The organism is Shewanella subflava, from assembly GCF_025971955.1.
Classification (GTDB): domain Bacteria; phylum Pseudomonadota; class Gammaproteobacteria; order Enterobacterales; family Shewanellaceae; genus Shewanella; species Shewanella subflava.
Map to the genome: position 1 here is coordinate 318,678 of NZ_JAPDMX010000028.1, position 25,612 is coordinate 344,289.

Here is a 25,612-nt window from a genome sequence, read left to right on the forward strand (position 1 = left end):
TAACCTGATTAAGGCTTTTTTATTACATCAACCTAATCACTTATTTATTGTAATTTAGATATAAAAAAACCGGCCTAAGCCGGTTTTTTAAAATTGATTACTAAAATTAAGCAGCTAGTGCTTTGATTCTAGCATTCAAACGAGCCTTTTGACGACCTGCTTTATTCTTGTGAATAAGGCCTTTTGTCGCCATACGGTCAACGATTGGTTGTGCAACTGCGAACGCTTCTGTAGCCGCTTTGTGGTCACCGCTCTTGATAGCAGCGATAACTTTTTTAACGTATGTACGTAACATAGAGCGACGGCTTGCATTATGCTGACGACGCTTTTCAGACTGAAGCGCGCGCTTCTTTGCAGACTTGCTATTAGCCAAGGTGCAACTCCTAAAAACTGGATTTGATACTTTTAAAGGCCGAGGAATATGCCTGCTTTTTGTCGCTTTGTCAACGACAATGATTGAAATAGCATCATAAAGATAAAAATTTCAATCGAGCGTGCTTATCTTCAACCCACTCGTGTAATATGTGGCGGCAATTCTAACAGCTCTTTCGCTTATGTGACAGGGCTTGGTTAGAATATTTGTGACAAATCCCATTAAATTTTGTGGGCAGGATGCGCTTCAGGGGGCCAATTGAGTAAAAAGTTAATAAGATCAGGTGTGATTGTGAGTGCTATGACATTGATTTCACGCGTGTTGGGGTTGGCGAGGGATGTTGTTATTGCAAACCTAATGGGGGCAGGAAGTAGCGCCGATGTGTTTTTTTTCGCGAATAAAATACCAAACTTTTTACGTCGACTGTTTGCTGAAGGGGCGTTTGCACAAGCTTTTGTACCTGTTTTAACCGAATATCAAGAGAAACATACTCCAGAAGAAACCAGAGAATTAATTGGTAAAGTTGCTGGTACACTAGGTGTGTTGGTGACATTGGTAACGCTTTTTGGCGTAATCGGTTCACCTATATTAGCGGCATTATTTGGCGGTGGCTGGTTTTTAGATTGGTTAAATGACGGCCCTAATGCTGAAAAATTCGAACTTGCATCATTAATGCTAAAAATCACCTTCCCTTATTTATGGTTTATTACATTTACCGCCCTAGCTGGATCCATTTTAAATACCAGAGGCCGCTTTGCGGTATCTGCGTTTACGCCCGTTTTTCTGAACATCGCCATAATCGCATTTGCTTTATATGTTTCGCCTTCAATGGAAAGCCCTGAAATTGGATTAGCATGGGGGGTTTTTGCTGGTGGTCTAGTGCAATTCGTGTTTCAAATTCCGTTTTTAATTCAAGAGCGTGCATTAGTAAAACCTTCGTGGGGTTGGCACCATCCTGGTGTCGTTAAAATTCGCACATTAATGATCCCCGCACTTTTTGGGGTTTCTGTTTCGCAAATTAATTTATTGTTTGATACTTTTATTGCCAGCTTTTTAATGACCGGATCGATTAGCTGGTTATATTACGCAGATCGATTACTCGAGTTTCCACTCGGGTTATTTGGTATTGCCATTGCGACGGTCATTTTGCCTGCTCTTTCAAGAAAGCATATTAATGCAGAAGGTGAGGGGTTTCATCACACCATGGATTGGGGCGTTAAAGCTATTTTGCTTTTAGGTATGCCGGCAATGTTTGGTTTGATTTTACTCGCGCAACCTATGTTAATGGTGCTGTTTATGCGTGGGGCATTTAGCATCACAGATGTAGAAATGGCTTCATTCAGTTTAGTCGCCTATGGTGCAGGACTGTTGAGTTTCATGATGATTAAGGTATTAGCTCCAGGCTATTACTCAAGGCAAGATACTAAAACACCAGTTAAATATGGCATTATTGCCATGGTAACCAACATGTTTTTTAACCTTCTTTTTGCCATTCCATTTGGTTATGTTGGCTTAGCCATTGCGACATCAATGTCAGCTTTGCTTAATGCGGGATTACTGTATCAAGGTTTGCATAAAGCTGGGGTTTATCAAGTTAGCCGCTCTACTTTAATCTTTACCTTTAAAGTTGTTATTGCAACTGCAGTGATGTCTGGTTTGCTATTTTATTTCTCTCCTGACCAATCGCAATGGATTAGCTGGAATATTGGTCACCGAATGTTAATGCTGATCACGTTAATTATTGCAGGCGCAATCAGTTATTTGCTCATGTTACTTTTACTTGGCGTGAGACCATGGAAAATTAAAAAAGCCCCTGTTTCGGGATAAAGGTACAATTAAACAGGCTTAATAGAGTTAGTGGGTTTAAGTGAATAGGGCTTTGGGTATATAATCTGCCGATTTACTATCATTAAATTACTTGGGCAAGCATTGGCGTAATGGAATTAATCCGCGGTATACACAATATATTACCTTCGCATCATGGGTGCGTGCTCTCCATTGGTAACTTTGATGGTGTGCATCGTGGCCACGCTGAAGTGATAAAGCGTTTAGTTGATAAAGCACATCATTTTCAATTGCCTGCAACGATAATGACCTTTGAGCCTCAGCCGCAAGAACTCTTTCGAGGAGAGAAAGCGCCAGCAAGGTTAAGCTTGCTGCGTGATAAAGTTCGATTACTTGATGAACTAGATATTGACCGTTTATTGTGTGTCAACTTTACGCCTGCTTTTGCCAGTCAACCTGCACAAGCTTTTATTGAAGATTTACTCGTTAATAAGCTTGGGGTGAAATACCTTGTTGTTGGAGACGATTTTTGCTTTGGTAAAGGCCGTGAAGGCACCTTTGAAATGTTGGTCGCTGCAGGAAAAGAATTTGGTTTTACCGTGGTCAGCACACAAAGTTTTATTGTTGGCTCGCAACGTGTGAGTTCAACATTAGTGCGCGAGCAATTGCAGCAGGGTAACCTTGAGCAAGCAAGGCGATTGCTGGGGCACCCTTTTATTTTAAGTGGTAAAGTGGCCCACGGACAAAAAATTGGTAGAACCATAGGTTTTCCGACTGCGAATATTGCTTTAAAAAGAAAAGTTGTCCCTGTGCGTGGCGTGTTTGCCGTGCGTTTATTTTGGGATGACAGTGATATATATGAAGGCGTTGCCAATATTGGTTTTAGACCAACGGTGCAAGGCCAAGTTTGCCAGTTAGAAGTTCACCTATTTGATTTTGATGGTGACTTGTATGGTAAGCGAGTAGAAGTAGAGTTAGTGGCAAAAATTCGTGATGAACAACCTTTTGAATCACTGGATGCACTAAAAAAACAAATTTTGAATGATGCGAATGAAGCCAAGGCTTTGTTCAGCTTTGATGCAAGCTGATGTATTCAGCTTAAACAACGGTATGGGATCAATGAGCGACTATAAACTGACTTTGAATTTGCCGGAAACTGAATTTCCGATGCGTGGTAACTTAGCTAATCGCGAGCCAGAAATGTTAAATCGCTGGACGCAAGATGGGCTGTATCAACACATTCGTGAAAATAGAACGGGTCGTAAACCGTTTATTTTGCACGATGGCCCTCCATATGCGAATGGCAGTATTCATATTGGTCACTCAGTTAATAAAATCCTAAAAGACATTATTATCAAGTCTAAAACCATGTCAGGTTTTGACGCACCTTATATTCCAGGTTGGGATTGTCATGGTTTACCTATTGAACTAAAAGTTGAGCAAAAAGTCGGAAAACCTGGCCAAAAAATTTCTGCAGCGGAGTTTCGTGAAGAGTGCCGTAAATATGCGGCTATTCAGGTCGATGGTCAACGTGATGACTTCATCCGTTTAGGGGTTTTAGGCGATTGGCACAACCCATATCTGACTATGGATTTCAGCACTGAAGCGAATATCGTCCGTTCACTTGCCAAAGTGATCGACAGTGGCCATTTGCATAAAGGCGTTAAGCCGGTGCATTGGTGTACCGATTGTGGTTCAGCGTTAGCTGAAGCTGAAGTGGAGTACGAAGATAAAACGTCTCCTGCAATTGATGTGGCTTTCGAAGCAGCCGACAGTGCGGCTATTGCGGCTAAGTTTGGCGTTGAAAATTACGCTTATCCAGTTTCTATGGTCATCTGGACAACCACACCATGGACATTGCCAGCTAATCGTGCGTTGTCACTTAGCCCAGATTTAGATTACAGCTTAGTGGAATACACCAAAGACGGTGTTACTGCAGCGGTTATATTAGGTCGGGTGTTAGTTGAGTCATGCGTTGAACGTTTTGCATTTGATTCGCATACTATTATTGGTGAAATCAAAGGTGCTGAAATTGAATTAACGCGCTTTAAGCATCCTTTTTTAAGTTTTGATGTGCCCGCAATTTTAGGTGACCATGTCACCACAGATGCGGGTACTGGAATTGTTCATACTGCACCAGGACATGGTCAAGACGACTTTGTCGTGGGGCAAAAATATGATTTAGAAGTCGCAAATCCAGTCGGTGATAACGGCGTATTTAAGCCTGACACTGAATTTTTTGCTGGCCAACATGTATTCAAAGCAAATGACAATGTGGTTGCTCTTTTAAAAGAGAAGGGCGCATTATTGAACCATGTGGCTTACCGTCACAGCTACCCGCATTGCTGGCGTCACAAAACCCCGATTATTTTCCGTGCCACGCCACAGTGGTTCATTTCGATGGACAACAAAGGCTTACGTACTCAAGCATTAGCTGAAATTGAAAAAACACAATGGGTGCCTGACTGGGGTCAAAGCCGTATTGAAAAAATGGTAGAAAACCGTCCAGACTGGTGTATTTCACGCCAACGTACTTGGGGCGTACCAATCACTTTATTTGTTCACCGTGAAACCGAAGAGTTACACCCTGATAGCGTTGCATTAATGGAACGTATCGCGCATCGCATTGAACAACAGGGTATTCAAGCTTGGTGGGATTTAGATGAGTCTGAACTCCTCGGCGAAGAAGCCGCTCAATACCGCAAAGTCACAGATACACTAGATGTATGGTACGACTCCGGTTCAACATTCTCATCGGTTGTGGCATCGCGTCCTGAGTTCCAAGGTCATGAAGTTGATTTGTATCTTGAGGGCAGCGATCAACATCGTGGTTGGTTTATGTCATCGTTGATGATTTCAACGGCGATGAATGGCAAAGCGCCTTACAAGCAAGTGCTTACGCACGGATTTACCGTAGATGGTAAAGGCCGCAAAATGTCTAAGTCAGTCGGTAACGTCATCGCGCCGCTGCAAGTCACCAACAAACTCGGTGCAGATATTCTACGTTTATGGGTTGCTGCGACCGATTATAGCGGTGAAATGACCGTTTCAGATGAGATCCTTAACCGTAGTGCCGATGCATATCGACGCATTCGCAATACTGCACGATTCTTATTGGCTAATTTGAATGGTTTTAACCCAGAGACCGATATGGTTGCGCCAGAAGATATGGTGGCATTAGATCGCTGGGTGCTGCGCCGTGCAGATACGTTGCAAAATGAAATTATTGCTGCGTACGATCAATATAACTTCCATTTAGTCACGCAAAAGTTAATGCAGTTCTGCTCTGTTGAACTGGGTGCATTTTATTTAGATATTATTAAAGACCGTCAATATACCGCGAAGCAGGATGGTAATGCGCGTCGTAGCTGCCAGTCGGCTTTATTCCACATTGCCGAAGCCATGGTACGTTGGATCACACCAATTCTAAGCTTTACCGCTGACGAAGTGTGGCAGTTATTACCAGGTAAACGTGAAAAGTACGTGTTTACGGAAGAATGGTATCAAGGTTTGCAGTCAGTAACGCTTGAATCCGATTTGAGCGATGAGTATTGGCAGAAGTTACTTACTGTTCGCAATGAAGTGAACAAAGTAATTGAACAAGCCCGTCGTGATAAACGTATTGGTGGTTCATTAGAAGCTGAAGTCACTCTATTTGCCGATTCTAAGTTGATTGCTGAGTTAGCTAAGTTAGATGATGAACTTCGCTTTGTATTGCTAACGTCTAAAGCGGTTGTTTTACCTTTAGCTGATGCACCCTCAGATGCGGTTGTGACTGAACTTGAAAGCCTTAAATTAGTTGTGACCAAAAGTGAAGCACAAAAGTGTGAACGTTGCTGGCATCACCGCGAAGAGGTTAGCACCATTGAAACCCACCCAACATTGTGTCAACGCTGTGTGACCAATATTGAAGGTGACGGCGAAAAACGTGAGTTTGCATAAGGGTATAATGCTATGAGTACTGTTCCATTAACTTGGAAAGACAGTGGCTTGCGTTGGTATTGGGTAGCTGTATTTGTATTTATTGCAGATCAGCTATCTAAACAATGGGTACTGAATAATTTTGAGTTATATGATTCCATTCAGTTATTGCCGTTTTTTAATTTCACGTATGTGCGAAATTACGGCGCTGCATTTAGCTTTTTAAGTGATGCAGGCGGTTGGCAAAGATGGTTTTTTGCTGTTGTAGCCGTAGGGTTCAGCACATTGCTGACTTTCTGGCTGAGAAAGCAATCACATCAAATGCTGCGTACAAACCTTGCCTACACATTGGTCATAGGTGGCGCATTAGGCAACTTAGTTGATCGTTTGATGCACGGTTTTGTGGTCGATTTTATCGACTTCTACTGGAATACCAGTCATTACCCAGCATTTAATATTGCTGATTCAGCCATTTTTATTGGTGCTGTACTGATTATTTGGGAAGCATTTAAGCCCGATGTGGTTCATGAAGAGCAGGAGCAGTCAAAGTGACCGATTTAAATAAGCCAGATATTCACTCAATTGTATGCCATATGAATATCATTCTTGAGGATGGCTCTACTGCCGATAGCACTAAAGCATCGGGTAAGCCAGCAAGATTAAATATCGGTGATCAAAGCTTAAGTCCAGCCTTAGAAGCACAGATTATTAATTTAGTTGCTGGTGATAAGCATACGTTTACCCTTGAGGCCAAAGATGCCTTTGGAGAGTCAAATCCAGATGCGATCCACCATATGGACCGTAGTCGTTTTCCTGCAGACATGAAATTAGAGCCAGGCGTTATTGTCAGTTTTGCCGGCCCTGGTGGAAGTGAGATTCCAGGCATTGTGCGTGAAACACTAGGTGATTCAATCACTGTAGACTTAAATCATCCTTTAGCTGGACGTAAAGTCACTTTTGAATTGGACGTTGTTAAAGTCATCACGGAGTAAACATTTGCAATGTTAAAAGTTGATCCTACTTCTGCAAAACTGAATATTTTATTAGCCAATCCTCGAGGTTTTTGTGCGGGTGTTGATCGTGCTATTAGTATTGTAGAGCGCGCACTAGAGCTATTTGAACCCCCCATTTATGTTCGTCATGAAGTGGTACATAACCGTTATGTGGTGCAAAATTTAAAAGATCGCGGTGCTATTTTTGTTGAAGAGTTACATCAAGTTCCTGACAATTCAATTGTTATTTTTAGTGCCCACGGTGTTTCACAAGCGGTAAGGAAAGAAGCTAAAACGCGCGGTTTAAAAGTATTTGATGCCACGTGTCCATTAGTGACTAAAGTGCATCTACAAGTAACGCGCGCCAGTCGTAAAGGTATTGAGTGCATCTTAATTGGTCATGAAGGTCATCCTGAAGTTGAGGGGACCATGGGACAATATGACAATGATGAAGGTGGGGTTTATTTAATTGAATCCCCTGAAGACGTAAATGCTTTAACGGTTAAAAATCCTGATAATTTATGTTTTGTTACGCAAACAACATTATCTGTTGATGATACGCTTGATATTATCGCAGCCTTACAAGCACGTTTTCCTTCAATTGAGGGACCGCGTAAAGATGATATTTGTTATGCGACTCAAAACCGTCAAGATGCGGTTAGGCAACTCTCTGAGCAAGTTGATCTACTGATAGTCGTTGGCTCTAAAAATAGCTCCAATTCAAATCGATTACGTGAATTAGCTGAAAAAACAGGCACTCAAGCTTATTTAGTTGATACCGCTGCTGATGTAGAGCCATCATGGTTTAAAGGGGTTACAAAAGTAGCTGTTACAGCTGGAGCTTCAGCGCCAGAAGTCTTAGTGCAGCAAGTGGTCAATGCAATTGCAGAGCATGCCCCTAGCGTGATAACTGAGGTAGAAGGCCGTAAAGAAGACATCGTTTTTGCCGTTCCAGCTGAGTTAAGATAGCGTAAGCACATTTTTTCAGTCATACTGTTTGAAATAAACCCGTAGCTTTTTAGTTACGGGTTTTTTTTTGTGCTTAAATTTTAATCGGAGTATAGTTAGTTAGTTATAGTCGCTTTACGCAAACGTAAACAGATTAATCTGGATTGTTGCCAATTTGTAAGCTAGAATTATTTGTCTACACATACGGTATAAGTTATAGATTTTTAAGCTTAAAACGTTATTTTTGAGGTCAAAATTATGGCGATTGTCGAAGGCTTGACACATGCGCGCTAAAGTCAAAGGATTCTCTCTTATTGAAGTCATGGTCTCACTGGTTATCCTAGTGATCGGCCTTATTGGCATTTTCAACCTTCACATTGTTGCCAAAAGAGGCAGCTTTGAGTCTTTCCAGCAAACTCAAGCGTCATATTATGCTAATGATATTGTTAATCGTATGAAGTTGAATTCAAGCCAACTAGCTAACTATGAAGGTACCTATAGTGGAACACCTTCCTCAGCAACGGCTTGTAATGCAGCAGTTTGTACACCATCTCAGATGCGATTGCGGGACATTTATGAGTGGCAATCGTCATTTACTGGAGCAAACGAGACTGTTGACAGCCAAAATGTGGGTGGACTCGATACTCCTACAGCATGTATTGAGGTTAATGCTAATACTGTAACAGTTGTTCTTGTATGGCGAGGTATTCGAAAGACGAAAATTGATGCAGATTCTCCCATTGTCGATACTTCGATATCCTGTGCTGCGGACAAAGAAAATCGCCGCATATTTTCAATTCAAACAGTAATTATATAGATGGTAGATATGACTAATAATTTGAAAGCATTGCAATCAGGTATGTCACTCGTAGAGTTGATGGTTGCTATGGTTATTGGTTTATTTTTAACCGCGGGTGTGTTTACCATGTTTAGTATGTCTTCATCTAACGTAACTACAACCAGCCAGTTTAATCAATTACAAGAAAACGGCCGGATAGCATTGGCGATTATGGAGCGTGATATAAGTCAATTAGGATTTTTTGGAGATTATACTGGGAATGATATAGATACTACCAACCCTAATGTTATGTCGGCGGCAGTACCCAATGATTGTTTCGGTGGAGGAGCTAATAATGCGACACTTCCAAATACTTCCGGGCTCCAATTTAGGCGTGTTTGGGGTTATGAAGCTGGTGTTAGTGGGGTAGGCATAAATTGTTTGACTGGAGTGCTTGCAAATACTGACGTCATTCAACTTAAAAGACTCTTGGGGCCCTCGGCTTCTTTACCGCTTAATACAACACGTCACTATGTCGCAACCGCATCTGGTGAGGCAATTTTTTTCACTGGTGGGCAAGCTTTGCCTGTTCTTGAAAATAGTCGTATTTGGGAGTATCTACATCATATTTATTTTATTAAAAATGACGGTGAGGTTCCAGTGCTGAGGCGACGTACACTGACAGTCACTAATGGCATGAATAACGAAGAACAACTCGTCGAAGGAATAGAAAATATTCGTGTGTTATATGGATTTGATGAAGATGCTGATGGTGTTGTTGATATATATAGATCTGTTTCTAACGTTTCTAATTCAATGTGGGAATCTGCATTAATGAGACCCAATACAGATATAACATTACTTACTTTACCCCGTTTGGTTGCTGTAAAAATATATGTGTTAGTTAGGTCGCAGCAGGAAGACTTTACTTATACCAATGATGTTGAATATCTGTTAGGAGATAAAACGATAGCCGCACCTAATGACCATTATAGGCGTAAAGTAATGTCAACAACCGTAATTTTAGAGAACCCAATGCTTATAGGGAGCTAGATAATGGTAAAAATCAAAAAGCAAGCAGGTGTGGTGCTGTTTTTTTCGTTAATTGTTCTCATCATTATGACAGTTATAGGTGTTGCTTTAGCCGTAAACTCTACTCAATCATTAAGAATGGCTGGGGCCGGAGCTGAACGTATTGAAGCAAAGGCATTGGCTGATGGTGGCATTGCAGCCGTTTTATTAGATAAGACTCCAGCATTTTTAGCAACCATGTCTAATGTTGATAATGCCAATAACTATTCCGGTGGGACGCAAGTGTTAACTCCACTTCCTTTGATTGATGATGGGGCTGGTGGTCTTAAGGTGGAGCCTAAAAATGTGTCTTGTCAACGCAAAGGGCCTGCTAGTGGAATAGATGTATTTAAATGTCGACGTATCGAAATATCTAGCCAGGTAAATTTTGGCCGTGATGATTTAGGTCAGGTGATAGTCGTTACAGGTATTGAGCAGGAAGTGCTCAACGGGAGTGGAATATGAAGCTTAGTAAAATATTATGTGCAAGCCTTGTGGCTGCATTTGCACTGCCGGTGCAATTACTGGCTGACGATACTGATTTGTATTTAAATCCAGAGTTAACTCAAAACCGTAGTAAAGTGTTAATCATATTTGATAACTCTGGCAGTATGGATGCAGAGGTTGAGGGGGCGCAAAAGGGTTATGATCCAGCCATAGCTTACCCTGCTGTTGGGAGCTCCAATTCGTATCAGGGACGAATGATCTATTTTACTGTTGGAACGGGGATGGATGAGTCTTCATTACCAGTACCAGATAGCCCTTCTGAATCTCGGCGATTTAATGAGCTAATCAATGGATGTGCTACGGCAAAAACAGCATTGAATAAATATGGTCGTTTTACAGGCTATATTCGAGAATTTAAGTTTACCGGAAATGGTAAAGGCACATGGCAACAGATTAAAGAAAATAGTGGTGCTGAAAAAAACAACCCTGTTGATTGTGGCGAGGATATTGAGGCGGGCATAACTGATAACAATAAGAGTTTAACTGGTTATGAACCAGGTTACCCACAGGATAGTGTTAAATCTGGCAATTCTTATATCCCCTATGGTTCTACAGACTCTGCTGCGCAAGATACCGCTAAAGCTATTAGTTTTGGCTCAGGGCAGTTAGTGACTCTTTATACTGATAATTATCTACGTTGGTACAAACTGTATAAAGATGGTTTGCTGCCACCAGATGAAACTCCACCAACTCGGCTAGAAATGGCGCAGAGTGCAATTACAGGTGTGATTAGCTCTATCCCATCTGTCGATTTTGGTTTGGCTCTTTTTAATTTAAACTATCCTAATGAAGGTAATAGAGATGGCGGGCGTATTGTCGCTGGCATTAAGCAAAGAACAAGTGCTGAAAAAGATTTATTGATCAGTACGGTTGAGAATATACCAGCTGAAACAAATACTCCTTTATGTGAAACTTTATTTGAGGCTTATAAGTATTTTAGCGGAGGGGAAGTTACCTTTGGTCATTCTGATAGTAACTATTCGAGTTGGTACCGAGCTAATAGACCGCCCTACGATTCAAGCATTGAAGTGAATGGTAGTTATAAATCTCCATTGACTGAGTGTGCTAAAATTGCGTACGTGATTTATATCACCGATGGTACGCCAACGGTTGATAAAAGTGCGAATAATTTTATAAAAGTATTAAATGATGCGCCATATGAATATGACACGGTTAATAATAGGTTTAGCTATTTACCTGCATTAGCAGGATATATGTATAACAATGATATCATGCCTAATGTAGATAATTTTCAACGAGTTATTACTCATTCAATTGGATTTAGTTTAGCTGAGGGCTCTGAAGCTGAGCCTTTATTGATTGAAACGGCTAGACGCGGTGGTGGTAAGTACTTTGCTGCAAATGATACTGCACAGTTACAAGAAAAAATTAGTAATATAGTTGATGAAATCACCAAGACAGGACAGCGTTTTTCCGCCCCTGGTGTGGCTTTTAGTAACGCAGACCCTACAAGAACATTGGACGCTGCATACTATGCATTATTCCGCCCATCTCAGAGTCCTAAATGGGCTGGTAATCTCAAAAAATTAAAGGTGAATTCTAGCGGAGCGCTGGTTGATGCAAAAGGTGAATTAGCGATTGATAGCTCTGGCGGGATCTCTGAAACGGCTTGTAGTTTTTGGAGTGATTGTGCAGGAACACCTGATGGTAATGATGTTATTCTTGGCGGGGCAGCTAGAACCATTTCCCCTGACAAACGCATATTATACAGTGATATCGGTGCTGGAGGAGCTATTACAACTCTATCTTTATCTAATGCGGCATTATACGCAGGTGGTTCAAACTCTTTGGCCACATACATGTCGCTTCCTCTCACAGATGTCAGTACAGATTTAACTAAGGCGTTTGAGTGGATTAAGGGGAATAATGTTGATAAAGCCGATGATGGAGAGTTTACATCTGAGGACTTTTCTGGCGTACGAGGAGATATAGTAGGTGATCCCTTACATTCCCAACCTCTTGCGATAGATTATGGCGGCGATGGTTCCAATGTGGTTATATTCTTCGGAACAAATCATGGGGTGCTTCATGCTTTTAAAGATACAGGTTCATCGGTTTCTGAGAGCTGGGCATTTATGCCTTATCAATTACTTCCCAATGTCACCACTCTTAGAGGAAATAATTATGCTCTAGGACATAGTGTTTATGGTATGGATGGATCACCTGTAGCTTATTTAGAGAGAAGTGCTAGTGGCTCTATAACTAAAGCGTGGCTATTTATTGGAATGCGAAGAGGCGGCGAAACATATTTTGCATTTGACGTTACAGATCCTTCTTCTCAGCCCAAACTGCTTTGGAAGGTATCTAATAGTACTTTGGGTTTTACAGACTTAGGCCAAACTTGGTCTACTCCTGTTGTGACGAAAGTTCCTGGATCGGATAAGCCAGTAGTCATTTTTGGCGGTGGTTATAATAATGGGTATGATTCTGGAACGGGCAAAAACTCCGACGGACGTGCTATTTTTATCGTGGATGCAGAAACGGGCTCATTAGTGCATAAATTTGGAGCGAGTGGTAATACCATATTAAGTGGTATCGAAGATTCAATCGTTGGAGCTATTGCAACTCTTGACAGCAATAGTGACGGCTATACAGACAGATTGTATGCATCCGATTTGGGCGGTAAAGTTTGGCGCATGGACATGCCATCTGATGATAAGAGTACTTGGAGCGGATTTAAGTTCGCTGATTTGGGTGGTACATTAAATAACGACCGTCGTTTCTTTTATGAACCAATTGTTGCCCAAACCTACTTTACCAATACGACTAAAGTAACTGTTACTGATGCGTCAGGTACGACATCAACTATCTCTTATCAAAATGTTCCTTATGATGCTGTAACTCTAGGAACAGGTAATAGAGCCGAACCATTAGAACGAACTACTAATGATATGTTTTATGTTTTACAAGATAGGAATGTTATTACTCAACAGTTTGGTTCTGGTGGTTCGCCCGTTCCTGAAGCGATTACTTTTTCGAATCTTTACAATGTAACATCAGCGTCCCCGACTACAGAGGCTGAAAATATCGAATTTGGTACTAAGAAAGGTTGGTATTATGACTTTCCTGTAGCGGGGGAAAAAAGTTTATCGCCTTCAATAATCATTAAAGGAAAGGTTTATTTCACGTCCTTTATTCCAACACAACCTGCGGCAGATCAAGATGTATGTACAGTTTCTTCTGTTGGTAGACTTTATACATTAGATCTACATAAAGGGGCCCGTTATTCTGAAGAGTATGTTATTGACGTATGTGATAATTGTATTCCGCAACCTCCAAAAATCATCACTCCGCCAGTAGATAAGCCAATTCCTTGTGAGGGGGAGGATTGCCCTCCACCTTGTGACGGAGATGATTGTTCAAAACCTGAGGAACCTGAGTCGGAGTCTGATTGTGAAAGCCAGATTAAGCTGATCATTGGTAAAGGTATTTGTGATGAGAATGGATTTAATTGTACAGGAACCATTAACCTTGATGCCTGTTTGAATACCAATAAACTTTATTACCATCAAGCTGAGAATAATTAATAATGCATAAAAGTGAAGGTTTTACTCTAATAGAGTTGATGATAACAGTGGCAATTGTGGGTATTTTAGCTTCGATTGCCTACCCATCTTATATCGACTATATCACTAAAAGTGGGCGTTCTGAGGGTGTTGCTGCAGTGATGAAAGTTGCAAATTTGCAAGAGCAGTATTATTTAGATAATCGTGTTTATGCTACCGATATGTCTAAACTTGGTCTTGCAAATCCCTTTGTAACAGAACATGGCCATTATAGTATAGCTTCTGCAGGCACGAGTGATTTTACCATAACCGCAACAGCTAAAGGAAGTCAGGCTAGTCGTGATAGCACCTGTGCAACAATTACCATGACATCAGTTGGCGTTAAAGGCCCTTCTGCGGAGTGTTGGAAATGATCAAATATATTAGTGTGTTAACGTGTTTTACACTATGCAGTTTGTCTCTGCCAGTTAGCGCAGCGAAACAGGACTATAAGTGCTATGTGAATACTACAAAAGGTTCGAAAGTTTTGTTTTATCGCTGGCAAGAGAAAGACGCTCAATTGAGATCGGCTAGAATAGTAGGTAAGCAGTTAACGGATAATAAAGGTAAAAAATACTTTATTAAAGAAGTCGAAGAATGTGTGCTGTTAAGTCAAGACTTCAAGAGTGAAAAGGCCAAAGAGCAAGATAAGCAAACATTAAGATGATTTATTCACGTGATAAAAACCTAGAATTTATCTAGGTTTTTATATAGGCTCCTATAAAAATATATAAAGAGCTGATTAAATTTAAGAACATGATAACGCATCTGTGCCATAAGAGATTAACCCACTACTACTGACATTAACGCTTTTGGAGTCAGCATTTTTACCTCCGGGGCAATAAATGATGTTGCCGCTACCAGCATTCACCATACCTTCAGCGGTAAATGAAACCATCGATGCAGAACCTTTTACAACATCTTGGCTATGAAAGCTATCAATTACCCTTAACTCATGATCACCATCTGCATTATTAATAAAAACTCGAATACCGTTACTCCAATCAGTTGTCGTGCCACAAGAAGTTTCGCTTGCAAAAGGGCATATGTTTACCGTAGCACCATAACTTATTGCTTGATTGCGAGCAAAAGCAATGATGTTATGAATCTTTTCAATATTATTATTTACCCTAACACCTTCATAAACTGATACTAATGAAGGTACTCCAATAGTCAATAAAATTGAAGCAACAGCAATAGTTACCATAAGCTCTACTACGGTAAAGCCGTTTTGATTTTTAAACATGACTTTCATCCCCCCAAACTACTTAATTAAGTATATGTGAGAATGGTTTAAATTTCAGTATCTAAAACTTAATCATTAAACATTCTATAACAGATAGTAACAATGTCTGATGCAGTTTGCGTTATTTCTCTGCGCATTTGATATCTTTTTTAGTTGAAAACCTCACCCGTCCAGCTTGATTGATGATCACTGCTTTAGAATAAGGGCTGTTAAATTTTTCTGGGCAATAAGTCAGTGTACCGTTTGTTCCAGAGGCTAACCCGTCAGGCTGGAAGCGTACTGCTTTTCGGTTATATTGAACGATATCGTTTGCGTGGAAGGCATTTATTTCTTTTAATATTTTATCCTTGCTATCTAATTCATTAGTTACACCATTATCACTAAAAATTGAAAATCCACCCTGCCAGTTGTTCCCACACTTTCCTTGCTCAAGAGGACAGACTGTTACTCTGGTGCCATAACTGATTGCCATATTTCTGGCAAATTGCATCGCATGTTGAATGGTGCTTATATTGCTATCCACTCTCCATTGCTGCTGAATAGCGTTGAAAGAGGGGAACGCTATTACAGACAACAAGCTGGTGATGGTAATAGTGGTCATGAGTTCAACAAAATTGAATCCACAATTGTGGCGAGGTAAGTTCATCATATTTTTCATCCTTGATAATTTTATAGCCGCATCCAGCAGCCGTTGCATTAATTATAGCCGATGATTAAGTTTTTAACTGAAAAGACGGTTTTAAAATAAGTTCAAAATGCAGCAGAAAATTAATTGGCTTTCAAGTAAGATGTTGAACAGATGCATTTTGTTACGATAAACTTTAAAAGTTACATCGTCTTAGGCAAGTTAATTCGCCTGTTTAGCCCTTTTAGGAGTGATTAAATGAAAAAAGTAGAAGCCATTATTAAACCATTTAAATTAGATGATGTGCGTGAATCACTCGCAGAGATTGGTATTACTGGCATGACAGTATCTGAAGTAAAGGGATTTGGTCGCCAAAAAGGGCATACAGAACTTTATCGCGGTGCTGAATATATGGTTGATTTTTTGCCTAAAGTGAAGATTGAGTTAGTGATACAAGATGATCTTTTAGAGCAAGCTATCGATGTCATCGTTGATACTGCTAGAACAGGCAAGATAGGTGACGGAAAAATATTTGTTACTGAAATAGAGCGCGTGATCCGGATTCGTACCGGTGAAGAAAACGAAGAAGCGGTATAACTTAAGGCCTTTATGGCCTTTTTTATTGGCTTGAATTTGTTAAAACGTTGTTTGTTTAATTGGTGTCATTCATAGGAATGTTGTCATGGCTCAAAAGGTTGTCATTGTGGGTGGTGGGGCTGCTGGTTTGGCACTCGCATCTCGATTAGGTCGTAAGTTTGGGCTCAGTAAGCAAATGGATATTTGTTTGATTGATAAAAATACCATCCATATCTGGAAGCCTAAATTACATGAAGTTGCTGTTGGCGTTATCGACCAGTCGCTTGAAGGTTTACAATATCGTGACCATGGTTTAAAAAATGGCTACCAATATGTGCGCGGTAGTATTGAACAATGTGATCCACAAACAAAGTCTATTCAGTTAGCTGCCGTTATCAATGATGAAAATGACGTCATTATTCCGCCAAGAAAAATTGATTATGATTTCTTAGTGCTAGCTCTGGGGGGCGTTTCTAATAGTTTTAATACGCTGGGTGCGGAGCAAAATTGCATCTTTTTAGATAGTTTGAATAGTGCAAATCGATTTCATGACAAACTGTTAGACGCGCTATTACAATTAAATGAAACTCAAGACAAATTGAGTATAGGCATTGTCGGCGCCGGTGCAACGGGCGTTGAACTTGCTGCAGAGTTACACCATGTTATCGAATCGGTTGCAGAATATGGCTATAGTAATATTTCAAAACAGCATTTAGAAATACATCTCATAGAAGCTGCTGATAAAGTATTGCCTCAATTACCTGAGCAGGTGAGTTTTCGGGCTCAGGCTGTTTTATCTAAATTAGGCATTAAATTGCATTTAGCTGTGCAAGTAAAAGAAGTCACCAAACAAGGCTTTATTACCTCAACTGGCGAAACGATTAATGCCAATATCAAGGTTTGGGCCGCAGGTGTTAAGGGACCAAAAGTATTAGAAAATTTTTCCGCACTACCTATTACTTCACGCAATCAAATTGAAGTTGATCAATATATGCGAGTGAAGGGAATGTATAATATCTATGCGTTAGGTGATTGCGCTCAACTGATCCAAGAAAACGGTAAACCTGTGCCTCCTAGGGCGCAAGCTGCAGCGCAGATGGCTGAAACATTATTTAAAAACATTTGTTTAAAAATAAAACATCAACCTGAAAAATCATTTATTTATAAAGATTATGGTTCACTAGTGTCTTTAAGCCGTTTTTCTGCGGTAGGTAATTTGATGGGGAATTTACGGACAGGAACTTTTTTTGTTGAAGGTCATCTTGCACGTATTATGTATATTTCTCTTTATCAACGTCATCTTATTAGCCTATATGGTTGGTTTTCTGCTTTGGTATATCGCCTTGCACAAAAACTGCTTCGCTGGAAAAGGCCAAAATTGAAACTGCATTAAAAATGACAAATGCTATAAATTAGAAACGTCTCACAATGGAGACGTTTTTTTATGTGATTAATTACCGTGAGGTGAGGCGGATGAATCACGTATAACCGGATTAGGCGTAAAGATTTTGAATTTCTCATTACCTTGATCTTTATGTTTATTGATCAATAGTTGAGTCGCTATCTGTGCAATTTCAACATTGGGTTGATGAACCGTAGTTAATTTGGGCCATGTTTGACGTGAGAAAGGGCTATCTTCGAATCCAACAATTGATAAATCTTTAGGAATATCAAGTCCGGCTAAACGTGCAGCAAACAATGCACCCGCGGCTATTTCATCGTTACAAGCTACAATTGCAGAGGGGCGATTTTTCATCGCAATCAATTTATTTGCCCCTTCAACACCTGATTCAAAGGAATATTTTCCGTCTAAGATCCAATTTTCATTAACAGTTAACTTGTTATTTTCGATGGCTTTTCTAAATCCTAGTAAACGCTCTTTTGTCGATTCATGTTGATGATCACCACTTAAAAAACCAATATGCTGGTGGCCTAGACTGATTAAGTGCTGAGTGATTTCAACCGCGCCGTGTTTATCATTGACTAATACCGTTAGGCCTTTATTCTCGTCAGTGTGTTCACCAGCGATGATCCGGACATAATTGGCATTTATCTTATCTAAAGCGGCCAAAATGTTGGGATCTTCAGACATAGGGGGCGTAAGCACTAATCCAGCAAGTCTAGAATGCTTCACCATAGAGGTGAGCTCATCACAAATAGAGGCAGACTTGGCATTGCAAGGATGAATAAGAAGCTCAAAGCCACGGTCATTACACGCAGATAAAATCCCATTTTGCATATCAATCACGTAATAAGCATTCGGGTTATCGTAAATAAATCCAATAACATAAGAGCTGGTACTGGCAAGGTTGCGTGCTGCAACATTGGGTTGGTAATTAAGCGCGGAAATCGCTTGATTTACTTTATCAATTGTTGCTTGTTTGACTGAGGGCTCTTTGTTAGTGACCCTAGATACAGTTTTTATCGACACGCCAGCATATTTGGCTACGTCATTTATGGTTACTTTCATGTAAAAGTTAGCTCTTCTTCAGGCGAAACCCAATTAATTGATCCCCCGGAATCGATCGTTTTCATGGGTTATTTATCGTGTAATAGTGCGAGTTTTTAAAAAAATAGGCAATCATCAATTTTTTAACAGGTAGGATCAGCTTACTTTTGGGGGTGATAATAACAGTGTTTACATCATGTTTACATTATTTACGTCTATGTTTTATAGCGTTTTATCATCAAAACTGGTGATAAATTACAGAATATAGTAGTAAAAAAAAACACCAAATAGTTATTTTGTTGTGGCGTGGCTGTTAATTTTTGTGTAATGTTTGTTCTAGACATGACAGCGTTGTCATTCCGTCGGAATGGTTATGAACTCAAAAACGATAATAAAGTTATGGAAGGGGAACAAAGATGCGACCATCTACCTTTAAGAAAAATGTACTAGCGACTAACATCGCAATCCTACTTGGCAGTGTTGTATCTGTTGGCGCTTATGCTGCAGATGAAGCCACTGCTGCTGATGAAAATATTGAAAAAATTGAAGTGCGCGGTATGCGTGCCTCAATGAAAGCTTCTGTAAACGAGAAGCGTTTTTCAAATGCCGTTGTTGATGCAGTGACTGCAGAAGACATTGGTAAGTTCCCTGACGGTGACGTAGGTGAATCTTTAGGCCGTATTCCTGGTGTTGCAGTTAATCGTCAATTTGGTCAAGGCCAAGGCGTATCGATTCGTGGTGCATCAAGCAGTTTGACACGTACTTTATTAAACGGACATTCTGTAGCTTCTACAGGTTGGTACGACCAACAAGGAATTGACCGTAGCTTCAACTATTCTTTATTACCACCTGAAATGGTCGGTGGTATCGAGATTTACAAATCATCACAAGCTGACTTACCGGAAGGTGGTGTTGGTGGTACGGTAATCGTTAAAACTCGTAAGCCATTAGACCTAGATGCTAATTCAACATTCTTAAGTGTTAAAGGTGACTACGGTACAATTTCAGAAGAGACAGATCCAGAGTTATCTGGCCTTTACAGCTGGAAAAATGATGATGAAAACTTTGGTTTCCTAATCTCTGCTGCGGGTTCTGAAACTCATTACCAACGTAACGGTATCGAATCTTTATTAGGTTGGGGCGAAATTGTTCCAACTACATTTGAGCAAAAGCGTGAACGTACAGCGATTAATGGTGCATTCCAATATAGCCCAATGGATAACTTAAACTTCGGTTTAAACATCATGAGCTTAGACATGAAAGCAAACAATGCTAACACGTCTTTATTTGTTATGTTCCCTGATGATAAAGATGCTGCATGTGAAGAGCGTAACTCTTCTGGTACTTGTACTTTCTACCGTCGTGACGGCAAAGGTGCTAATCCAGGTTGGGCGCAAACTTGGGCTCGTAAAGCAAGCATGGATTCAAATACCTATGACCTAAACTTCGACTATGAAGCAGAAAACTTCAAAGTAGAAGGTCGTGTAGGTAATACCAAATCTGAAGGTGGTACTGATTTAACATCTAACTACGGTTTCTGGTTAGGCACTGCAGCAGATTATGCTGGTACCTATGACGCCAGAGGTGAAGTGATTGATATCAATATCGCTAACAAAAATTTCAGCGCTGAAGATTTTGGTGGCAAACTTTCTCCTGCAGGTTGGGCACTGAAAAGTCAACCAAACTCAGACGAAGAAACCTATGCACAAGTTGATTTTACAATTCCAGCTGATTTAGGTGTTATCACTTCATTCAAAACTGGTTTACGTTATGCAGATCATGATGTTACTCAGCTAACTTTACCTGCAAATGTAAGAGCTTCTGTTACTGAAAAAGATGCTTCATATTATTATAGCGGTCAAGTTTCATCTGGCGCAGGTTTCACACTACCTAAGCCTAATATGGACGCAATGCTAGATGATGCCTATGCTGCAATTGATGGCTTCTTAACTGACGGTACTGTTTATAAGTCAGGTTATGGCACCATTAACGAGAAAAACCTGTCAGTTTATGCAATGGCTAACTTCGATGCAGACGGTATGCGTGGTAACTTTGGTTTACGTTATATTTCTACAGACGCTGAATCAGATTACTTTAAACTTCAAGCTGATGGCACATACGCTGATGAGTTAAGCACTAACAAAGAAAGCTACAATGATGTATTACCAAGCATTAACATCGCATTTGATGTTGCACCTGACGTCATTATTCGTACTTCTGCTTCACAAGTGATTTCTCGTCCTAACTACGCTGATATGTTCTCTGCTTCATCACTAGCGGGTTATAACGATGGTACTGCTGGCAACGAAGTATTAAATACCGGTAATGTTGGTTTAGAACCATTTAAAGCCACTCAAGCTGATTTAGGTGTTGAGTGGTACTTCAGCCCTGACGGATTATTTGGTGCATCTTTCTTCATCAAAGATATCAGCTCATTTATTACCTCTGCACAGATTTTAGATCAAAGCATTGGTATCATCGACCCTAACTCAGGTAAAGATGAGTGGACTGTATCAACCAAGAAAAACGGTACTGGTGGTCAAATCCAAGGTATTGAGCTTCAGTTACAAGATGCATTCGAAAATGGTTTAGGTTATGCCGCTAACTATACTTTCGCTGATTCAGATGCTGATGCAGAAAACTATCCAGATCAAGTGAGCGTATTCTCTGATTCATCTAAGCATTCTGTTAACTTAGTTGGCTTCTATGAAATGGATGATTTCTCTGCTCGTGTTGCATACAACTGGCGCAGTGAATACATGATCCGCGAATTACCAGGTTTCTACGGTAACCGTGAGCACCAAGCATTTGGTACTGTTGATTTAAGTGCTAACTACAACATCACTGACTACTTAGGTGTGACGTTTGAAGTGGTTAACTTACTTGAAGAAGACAGCGTACAGTTAGGTGTTGCACCTGATGGAGCCGATGTTAAGCCTGAGCTTAAAAATGGTTACCCAGCATGGAGCTTTGAAGGTGAAGCGCGTTACAAATTGGGTTTAAACCTACGCTTCTAATTTGAGTCAATTTTTTAATTGATATGCCTTAAAGCCCAGCCTATGCTGGGCTTTTTATTATATTCAAAGGTCGTCGTATGAATATTCAAAAAGTGGCTATTATTGGCGGTGGTACGGCGGGCTGGCTAGCCGCTAATCATCTTGGTAAAGCGTTACTTAATAAGAATGTGTCAATTACCTTGATTGAGTCACCTGACATTCCAACCATCGGGGTGGGTGAAGGCACAGTGCCGACCATTCGTAAAACACTTCAAAGCTTTGGTATTAGTGAAACTGAGTTTATTAAGCGCTGTGATGTGACATTCAAGCAGTCGATTAAGTTTCAAAACTGGCTTGATAAGGGCTTACATGGGCCTGCTAATTTTTATCATCACCTATTTGACCCGCCCAGTCCGCTGGGAGATGATTTATCAGCGCTCTGGCTTCAAAAGCCTTCACAAGACTATAGCAAGCTGGTATCGAGCCAGCATGACGTCTGCGAGGCTAATCTTGCGCCTAAGCTGATCACAACCCCGGAATATCAAGCAATTCAGGGGTATGCCTATCATTTAAATGCCGCAAAGTTTGCGTTGTTGTTGGCTGACAATGCGCAACAAAAATTTGCTGTTAACCACATTAAAGCCAATGTTGTAGAGGCTAAATTACACCTCGATGGCAGCATTGACTCATTGATGTTGGATACCATTGGTGAGCAACAGTTTGATTTTTACATCGATTGCAGTGGCTTTGAATCCATTTTATTAGCTAGAGCGTTAAAGGTTCCTTTTGTTGATAAATCTGCGCAGTTATTTGTCAATAAAGCCGTTGTGGTGCAAGTGCCTACCGAACCGTATGCAATTATTCCGCCTTATACTAAGGCCACAGCCCATCAGGGTGGTTGGATTTGGGATATTGCCTTATCTTCACGTCGAGGTATTGGTTTGGTGTATTCCAATGCCCACCTTGAAGATGAGCAAGCACAGCAAAAGTTAAATCGCTATTTAGATGGCCGCTTATCTGAATACTCTTATCGCACTATTCCTATGAATGTTGGATATCGTAAACAATTTTGGGCTAAAAATTGTGTTGCGCTAGGCTTAGCTCAAGGATTTTTAGAACCTATTGAAGCCACTTCTATCATGTTGACTGATTTTGCAGCAGGCTATTTAGCTAACCGCTTTCCTACTAGCACCGAACAAATGGCTGCGTTATCAGAGCGATTTAACCACACTATGACGTATGCGTGGGAGCGTGTGGTTGAGTTTGCGAAGATGCACTATTGTCTTTCGGATCGAACTGATTCTGACTTTTGGATAGATAACAGAAACTCTGAAACAATCCCTGAAGGATTGCAAAACAAACTGGCTTTGTGGAACCAATATGTCCCAATGAGTGAAGATTTATTCTCAAAGTTTGAAGTGTTTAATGTTGAGAATTACCTCTATGTGCTTTACGGCATGAAGTATATGACTAAGACGCCTCAAATAAATGAACACTCACTTATCGAAGCCAACAAGCATGCAGATAAGATCGCCAAGCGTGCCAATATGTTATGTCAGCAGTTGCCGTCTCACCGTGAGTTATTGCAAAAAATTCATCAGTTCGGTTTGCAAAAATTATAATTTCAACCATTTTTGATGGTTATTTAAGCTATTGATGTTCAGTATTTCGAATAAGCCAAGTTGCCACTTGAAAAAGCTGGGTAACTTGGTAGTTTCAAGTACTAAAATTATTTTAAACACCGAATAACGTTTACTAAACACCGTTATGACAGTGTTCACATTGAATGAGAAGCGCCTCAAGGAGCCAAGATGTCTAACCAAATTACGCTACTAGAACAAGCAAAACATGGTGAACTTAAAATCACAGCAAGTGATTTTAACCATGTTGCAGAACAGCACATTGTGCCTGTAACTCTGCATGAAATTGCTCGTGCTGCAACTGAATATCCCATCGTTTTTGTTAAAAACAGTGACACTGGCGAGTTTCAATCAGTTGCTATGTTGGGTTTAAAGCCAGGTCAGAATTTAAGTGTTAAAGACGGTAAGTGGTTAGGTTTATACATCCCTACTGTGGTGCGTGATTATCCATTAGGATTAGTGTTAAATCCTGAGGTTAAAGATAAAGTGTGGATTGGTTTACGTGAAGAAGCCAAAGAAGTCAGTAAGACTGAAGGCCAAGCGTTATTTAATGGCGATCAAGAAACGCCCTTCTTAGAAGCACGTAAAAAAGCCTTGATTACTCACTTTGAGCAAGATCAAGCAACTCGTGGCATTCTGGGCTTTTTAGCGGAGAAAGAGTTATTTATAAGTCAAACATTAACCGTTGATGTGGCAGGTGAAAAACGTAATATCAATGGGTTATACCTCATTGATGAGCAAAAGTTGAACTCATTATCTGATGAAGACTTCTTAGAGTTGAAAAAACGTGGTTTACTCGGTCCTATTTATGGTCACTTAGGCTCAATCAACCAAGTCAATCGTTTAGCGCGTATGGAAGTATTAGGCCGTTAATACTTTATAACTTGATAATACTAAATGGCGCGATTAACGCGCCATTTTTGTGTTTGAGAATCGCCTCTTTATTCATCCTGACTATAGCTAGGCCACGATGATCATGACTAAGCCTGTCAGCATAATCCACAGTGCAAAAAATATTTTAAGCTTGATCACCGAGAAAAATAACGCAATTCTCTTTGCAATTAATCCACCCAATAACGCACCAGGGCCAGCAAAAAGTAATACTTCGACGTTAGCAACAGAATCTGCACTAAGTGTAATAGGAGTGGCTGACCAAACGGTCATTGCGCTGACAACTACACCTGTCGCAATAGCAAGTTTTGTGCAATATCCTCTCAACATCAGATAGATAACTATTATCTCGCCAACACCTACCGACAACCAAGCTGTAATTATTCCGCCAACAAAACTTAATCCACTGAGGAACATGCAATCTCTTAACGCTGAGTTTTTAAATGAGGTTAGCGAATGTTGCGTGGTTTTTTTACGGCTATTTATGATAATAATTGCACCAAGGACAATAGAAAAAACACTAAAACTGACATGCAATGATACGGGGGCACTCAGTGAAGCGAATTGGCTAGTCCAAAAACCTGAAATCGAGAACAGTGCACAGCACGCCACCATAACAGGAAAGCCTTGCCATGAGTCATCCTGATGATGTTGTTTGAAGTAGTAATGACACCAAGTCATTGACCCAGCAGTCATACCAAAGCATTGAATGAGGAATGAGGTGCTGATTGCTTCTGTAGGAGTAAAACCTAAAGCTGAAAATGCTGGGATAAATATCACACCACCGCCAGCGCCAGTCGCATTGGCAAATATCGCCCCACATATGCCCAGTAACAAAAAGCCACTATGACTGAAAAAAAGTTGATCAATATTCGGGGTGTTCAATGCCCATTGCAGCCATAAACCGATCAAGACGAATACGGTGATAAAAATAATGGGATGCATTTTAGGTAAATGGCGTTTTAGCTGCATGTTGGCTGAAAGACAGTCTGTAAAGTGAAATTGAATTTATCCTATCAGTGCATTCATCTCTTGTCATTGATGATGTTAATTGGCTGTGATTTTTTATTAGATGACAACTTTTTTTGTAAGGTTATGATATAAAAGTGCTTTGTGGTGAATTAAGCTTGAGTTAATAAAATTTTGTCAAAAAGATGTAGATCTCATTAAATAAATTAGGTAACTTAATAAATGACAGCGTTGTCATTGCTTGTGGGGAACGCTGTTATTTAAGGTCAACATGAAGAG

General features: G+C 40.3%; 22 protein-coding genes. 17 read left to right on the top strand and 5 right to left on the bottom strand.

The genetic code is table 11. The features are described from left to right. Window positions 1–106: 106 nt before the first annotated feature. The gene (gene rpsT / locus OHT75_RS13110) at window positions 107–373 is read right to left on the bottom strand and encodes a 30S ribosomal protein S20 (protein WP_261297582.1); all 267 of its coding nucleotides are present in this window, start codon (window positions 371–373) and stop codon (window positions 107–109) included. 258 nt (window positions 374–631) lie between these two features. Here rpsT and murJ point away from each other — a divergent pair, with 258 nt between their 5' ends. The 12 genes from murJ to OHT75_RS13170 all read left to right on the top strand — a co-directional run bounded on the left by murJ (window position 632) and on the right by OHT75_RS13170 (window position 14,608). Further along, window positions 632–2,200, top strand: a complete 1,569-nt coding sequence (gene murJ, locus OHT75_RS13115) for a murein biosynthesis integral membrane protein MurJ (protein ID WP_264727314.1) — start codon at window positions 632–634, stop codon at window positions 2,198–2,200. A 110-nt stretch (window positions 2,201–2,310) separates the two neighbouring features. Next, a complete protein-coding gene (gene ribF, locus OHT75_RS13120; RefSeq protein WP_264727316.1) occupies window positions 2,311–3,246 on the top strand; it encodes a bifunctional riboflavin kinase/FAD synthetase in 936 nt (311 codons plus the stop codon). Window positions 3,247–3,277: 31 nt separating this feature from the next. Beyond that, complete coding sequence (ileS, locus tag OHT75_RS13125) at window positions 3,278–6,100, top strand: isoleucine--tRNA ligase (protein WP_264727766.1); 2,823 nt, start codon at window positions 3,278–3,280, stop codon at window positions 6,098–6,100. 12 nt (window positions 6,101–6,112) lie between these two features. Then, on the top strand, window positions 6,113–6,631 hold the full coding sequence (gene lspA / locus OHT75_RS13130; RefSeq protein ID WP_264727318.1) for a signal peptidase II: 519 nt from the start codon (window positions 6,113–6,115) through the stop codon (window positions 6,629–6,631). Then, entirely contained in the window at window positions 6,628–7,071 is a 444-nt protein-coding gene (fkpB, locus tag OHT75_RS13135; RefSeq protein WP_264727320.1) for an FKBP-type peptidyl-prolyl cis-trans isomerase, read from the top strand. Before lspA ends, fkpB begins: the two co-directional genes overlap by 4 nt. Window positions 7,072–7,110: 39 nt before the next feature. Beyond that, window positions 7,111–8,040: a 4-hydroxy-3-methylbut-2-enyl diphosphate reductase gene (ispH, locus tag OHT75_RS13140; protein ID WP_264727768.1), complete on the top strand. Its 930-nt coding sequence runs from the start codon at window positions 7,111–7,113 to the stop codon at window positions 8,038–8,040. A 262-nt stretch (window positions 8,041–8,302) separates the two neighbouring features. After that, entirely contained in the window at window positions 8,303–8,836 is a 534-nt protein-coding gene (gene pilV / locus OHT75_RS13145; RefSeq protein WP_264727323.1) for a type IV pilus modification protein PilV, read from the top strand. Further along, window positions 8,837–9,850 carry a PilW family protein gene (locus OHT75_RS13150; protein ID WP_406682022.1) on the top strand — a complete coding sequence of 338 codons (1,014 nt, stop codon included), beginning with the start codon at window positions 8,837–8,839 and terminating at the stop codon, window positions 9,848–9,850. A gap of 12 nt (window positions 9,851–9,862) precedes the next feature. Next, window positions 9,863–10,333: a pilus assembly PilX family protein gene (locus OHT75_RS13155; protein WP_264727769.1), complete on the top strand. Its 471-nt coding sequence runs from the start codon at window positions 9,863–9,865 to the stop codon at window positions 10,331–10,333. Next, window positions 10,330–13,923, top strand: a complete 3,594-nt coding sequence (locus OHT75_RS13160) for a pilus assembly protein (RefSeq protein WP_264727327.1) — start codon at window positions 10,330–10,332, stop codon at window positions 13,921–13,923. The genes OHT75_RS13155 and OHT75_RS13160 overlap by 4 nt, the downstream gene beginning before the upstream one ends. Before the next feature lie 2 nt (window positions 13,924–13,925). Then, complete coding sequence (locus tag OHT75_RS13165; protein WP_264727329.1) at window positions 13,926–14,315, top strand: type IV pilin protein; 390 nt, start codon at window positions 13,926–13,928, stop codon at window positions 14,313–14,315. Beyond that, window positions 14,312–14,608: a TapY2 family type IVa secretion system protein gene (locus OHT75_RS13170; protein ID WP_264727331.1), complete on the top strand. Its 297-nt coding sequence runs from the start codon at window positions 14,312–14,314 to the stop codon at window positions 14,606–14,608. Before OHT75_RS13165 ends, OHT75_RS13170 begins: the two co-directional genes overlap by 4 nt. A gap of 81 nt (window positions 14,609–14,689) precedes the next feature. On the opposite strand, the gene OHT75_RS13175 is transcribed toward OHT75_RS13170, so the two are convergent. Together OHT75_RS13175 and OHT75_RS13180 are read right to left on the bottom strand one after the other, a co-directional pair. After that, on the bottom strand, window positions 14,690–15,187 hold the full coding sequence (locus OHT75_RS13175; RefSeq protein ID WP_264727333.1) for a GspH/FimT family pseudopilin: 498 nt from the start codon (window positions 15,185–15,187) through the stop codon (window positions 14,690–14,692). A gap of 121 nt (window positions 15,188–15,308) precedes the next feature. Further along, window positions 15,309–15,836 (bottom strand): GspH/FimT family pseudopilin, encoded by a 528-nt coding sequence (locus OHT75_RS13180; protein ID WP_264727334.1) that lies wholly within the window; start codon window positions 15,834–15,836, stop codon window positions 15,309–15,311. A gap of 234 nt (window positions 15,837–16,070) precedes the next feature. On the opposite strand from OHT75_RS13180, the gene OHT75_RS13185 reads away from it, so the two are divergent. Further along, entirely contained in the window at window positions 16,071–16,409 is a 339-nt protein-coding gene (locus OHT75_RS13185) for a P-II family nitrogen regulator (protein ID WP_264727336.1), read from the top strand. Window positions 16,410–16,494: 85 nt separating this feature from the next. Next, the gene (locus tag OHT75_RS13190) at window positions 16,495–17,781 is read left to right on the top strand and encodes an NAD(P)/FAD-dependent oxidoreductase (RefSeq protein ID WP_264727338.1); all 1,287 of its coding nucleotides are present in this window, start codon (window positions 16,495–16,497) and stop codon (window positions 17,779–17,781) included. A gap of 57 nt (window positions 17,782–17,838) precedes the next feature. Here the strand turns inward: OHT75_RS13190 and OHT75_RS13195 are convergent, their stop codons facing one another. After that, on the bottom strand, window positions 17,839–18,858 hold the full coding sequence (locus tag OHT75_RS13195; protein WP_264727340.1) for a LacI family DNA-binding transcriptional regulator: 1,020 nt from the start codon (window positions 18,856–18,858) through the stop codon (window positions 17,839–17,841). Between the two features lie 395 nt (window positions 18,859–19,253). Between OHT75_RS13195 and OHT75_RS13200 the strand changes: the two genes are divergently transcribed. From OHT75_RS13200 to OHT75_RS13210, 3 genes are all read left to right on the top strand, one after another. After that, window positions 19,254–21,854, top strand: coding sequence for a TonB-dependent receptor (locus OHT75_RS13200; RefSeq protein WP_264727342.1), 2,601 nt, complete (start codon window positions 19,254–19,256; stop codon window positions 21,852–21,854). Between the two features lie 77 nt (window positions 21,855–21,931). Further along, entirely contained in the window at window positions 21,932–23,455 is a 1,524-nt protein-coding gene (locus OHT75_RS13205; protein WP_264727344.1) for a tryptophan halogenase family protein, read from the top strand. Window positions 23,456–23,644: 189 nt separating this feature from the next. Continuing rightward, complete coding sequence (locus OHT75_RS13210) at window positions 23,645–24,346, top strand: SapC family protein (RefSeq protein ID WP_264727346.1); 702 nt, start codon at window positions 23,645–23,647, stop codon at window positions 24,344–24,346. Window positions 24,347–24,433: 87 nt separating this feature from the next. Here OHT75_RS13210 and OHT75_RS13215 read toward each other — a convergent pair whose 3' ends face one another. Next, window positions 24,434–25,336: a sulfite exporter TauE/SafE family protein gene (locus tag OHT75_RS13215; protein WP_264727348.1), complete on the bottom strand. Its 903-nt coding sequence runs from the start codon at window positions 25,334–25,336 to the stop codon at window positions 24,434–24,436. Between the last annotated feature and the right edge of the window lie 276 nt (window positions 25,337–25,612).

Bases quoted from the DNA above. Each gene is read 5' to 3' on its own strand.
- ribF (WP_264727316.1), top strand. From the start codon at position 2,311: ATGGAATTAATCCGCGGTATACACAATATATTACCTTCGCATCATGGG.
- ileS (WP_264727766.1), top strand. From the start codon at position 3,278: ATGAGCGACTATAAACTGACTTTGAATTTGCCGGAAACTGAATTTCCG.
- lspA (WP_264727318.1), top strand. From the start codon at position 6,113: ATGAGTACTGTTCCATTAACTTGGAAAGACAGTGGCTTGCGTTGGTAT.
- pilV (WP_264727323.1), top strand. From the start codon at position 8,303: ATGCGCGCTAAAGTCAAAGGATTCTCTCTTATTGAAGTCATGGTCTCA.
- OHT75_RS13150 (WP_406682022.1), top strand. From the start codon at position 8,837: ATGGTAGATATGACTAATAATTTGAAAGCATTGCAATCAGGTATGTCA.
- OHT75_RS13160 (WP_264727327.1), top strand. From the start codon at position 10,330: ATGAAGCTTAGTAAAATATTATGTGCAAGCCTTGTGGCTGCATTTGCA.
- OHT75_RS13165 (WP_264727329.1), top strand. From the start codon at position 13,926: ATGCATAAAAGTGAAGGTTTTACTCTAATAGAGTTGATGATAACAGTG.
- OHT75_RS13170 (WP_264727331.1), top strand. From the start codon at position 14,312: ATGATCAAATATATTAGTGTGTTAACGTGTTTTACACTATGCAGTTTG.
- OHT75_RS13175 (WP_264727333.1), bottom strand. From the start codon at position 15,187: ATGTTTAAAAATCAAAACGGCTTTACCGTAGTAGAGCTTATGGTAACT.
- OHT75_RS13180 (WP_264727334.1), bottom strand. From the start codon at position 15,836: ATGATGAACTTACCTCGCCACAATTGTGGATTCAATTTTGTTGAACTC.
- OHT75_RS13185 (WP_264727336.1), top strand. From the start codon at position 16,071: ATGAAAAAAGTAGAAGCCATTATTAAACCATTTAAATTAGATGATGTG.
- OHT75_RS13190 (WP_264727338.1), top strand. From the start codon at position 16,495: ATGGCTCAAAAGGTTGTCATTGTGGGTGGTGGGGCTGCTGGTTTGGCA.
- OHT75_RS13195 (WP_264727340.1), bottom strand. From the start codon at position 18,858: ATGAAAGTAACCATAAATGACGTAGCCAAATATGCTGGCGTGTCGATA.
- OHT75_RS13200 (WP_264727342.1), top strand. From the start codon at position 19,254: ATGCGACCATCTACCTTTAAGAAAAATGTACTAGCGACTAACATCGCA.
- OHT75_RS13205 (WP_264727344.1), top strand. From the start codon at position 21,932: ATGAATATTCAAAAAGTGGCTATTATTGGCGGTGGTACGGCGGGCTGG.
- OHT75_RS13210 (WP_264727346.1), top strand. From the start codon at position 23,645: ATGTCTAACCAAATTACGCTACTAGAACAAGCAAAACATGGTGAACTT.
- OHT75_RS13215 (WP_264727348.1), bottom strand. From the start codon at position 25,336: ATGCAGCTAAAACGCCATTTACCTAAAATGCATCCCATTATTTTTATC.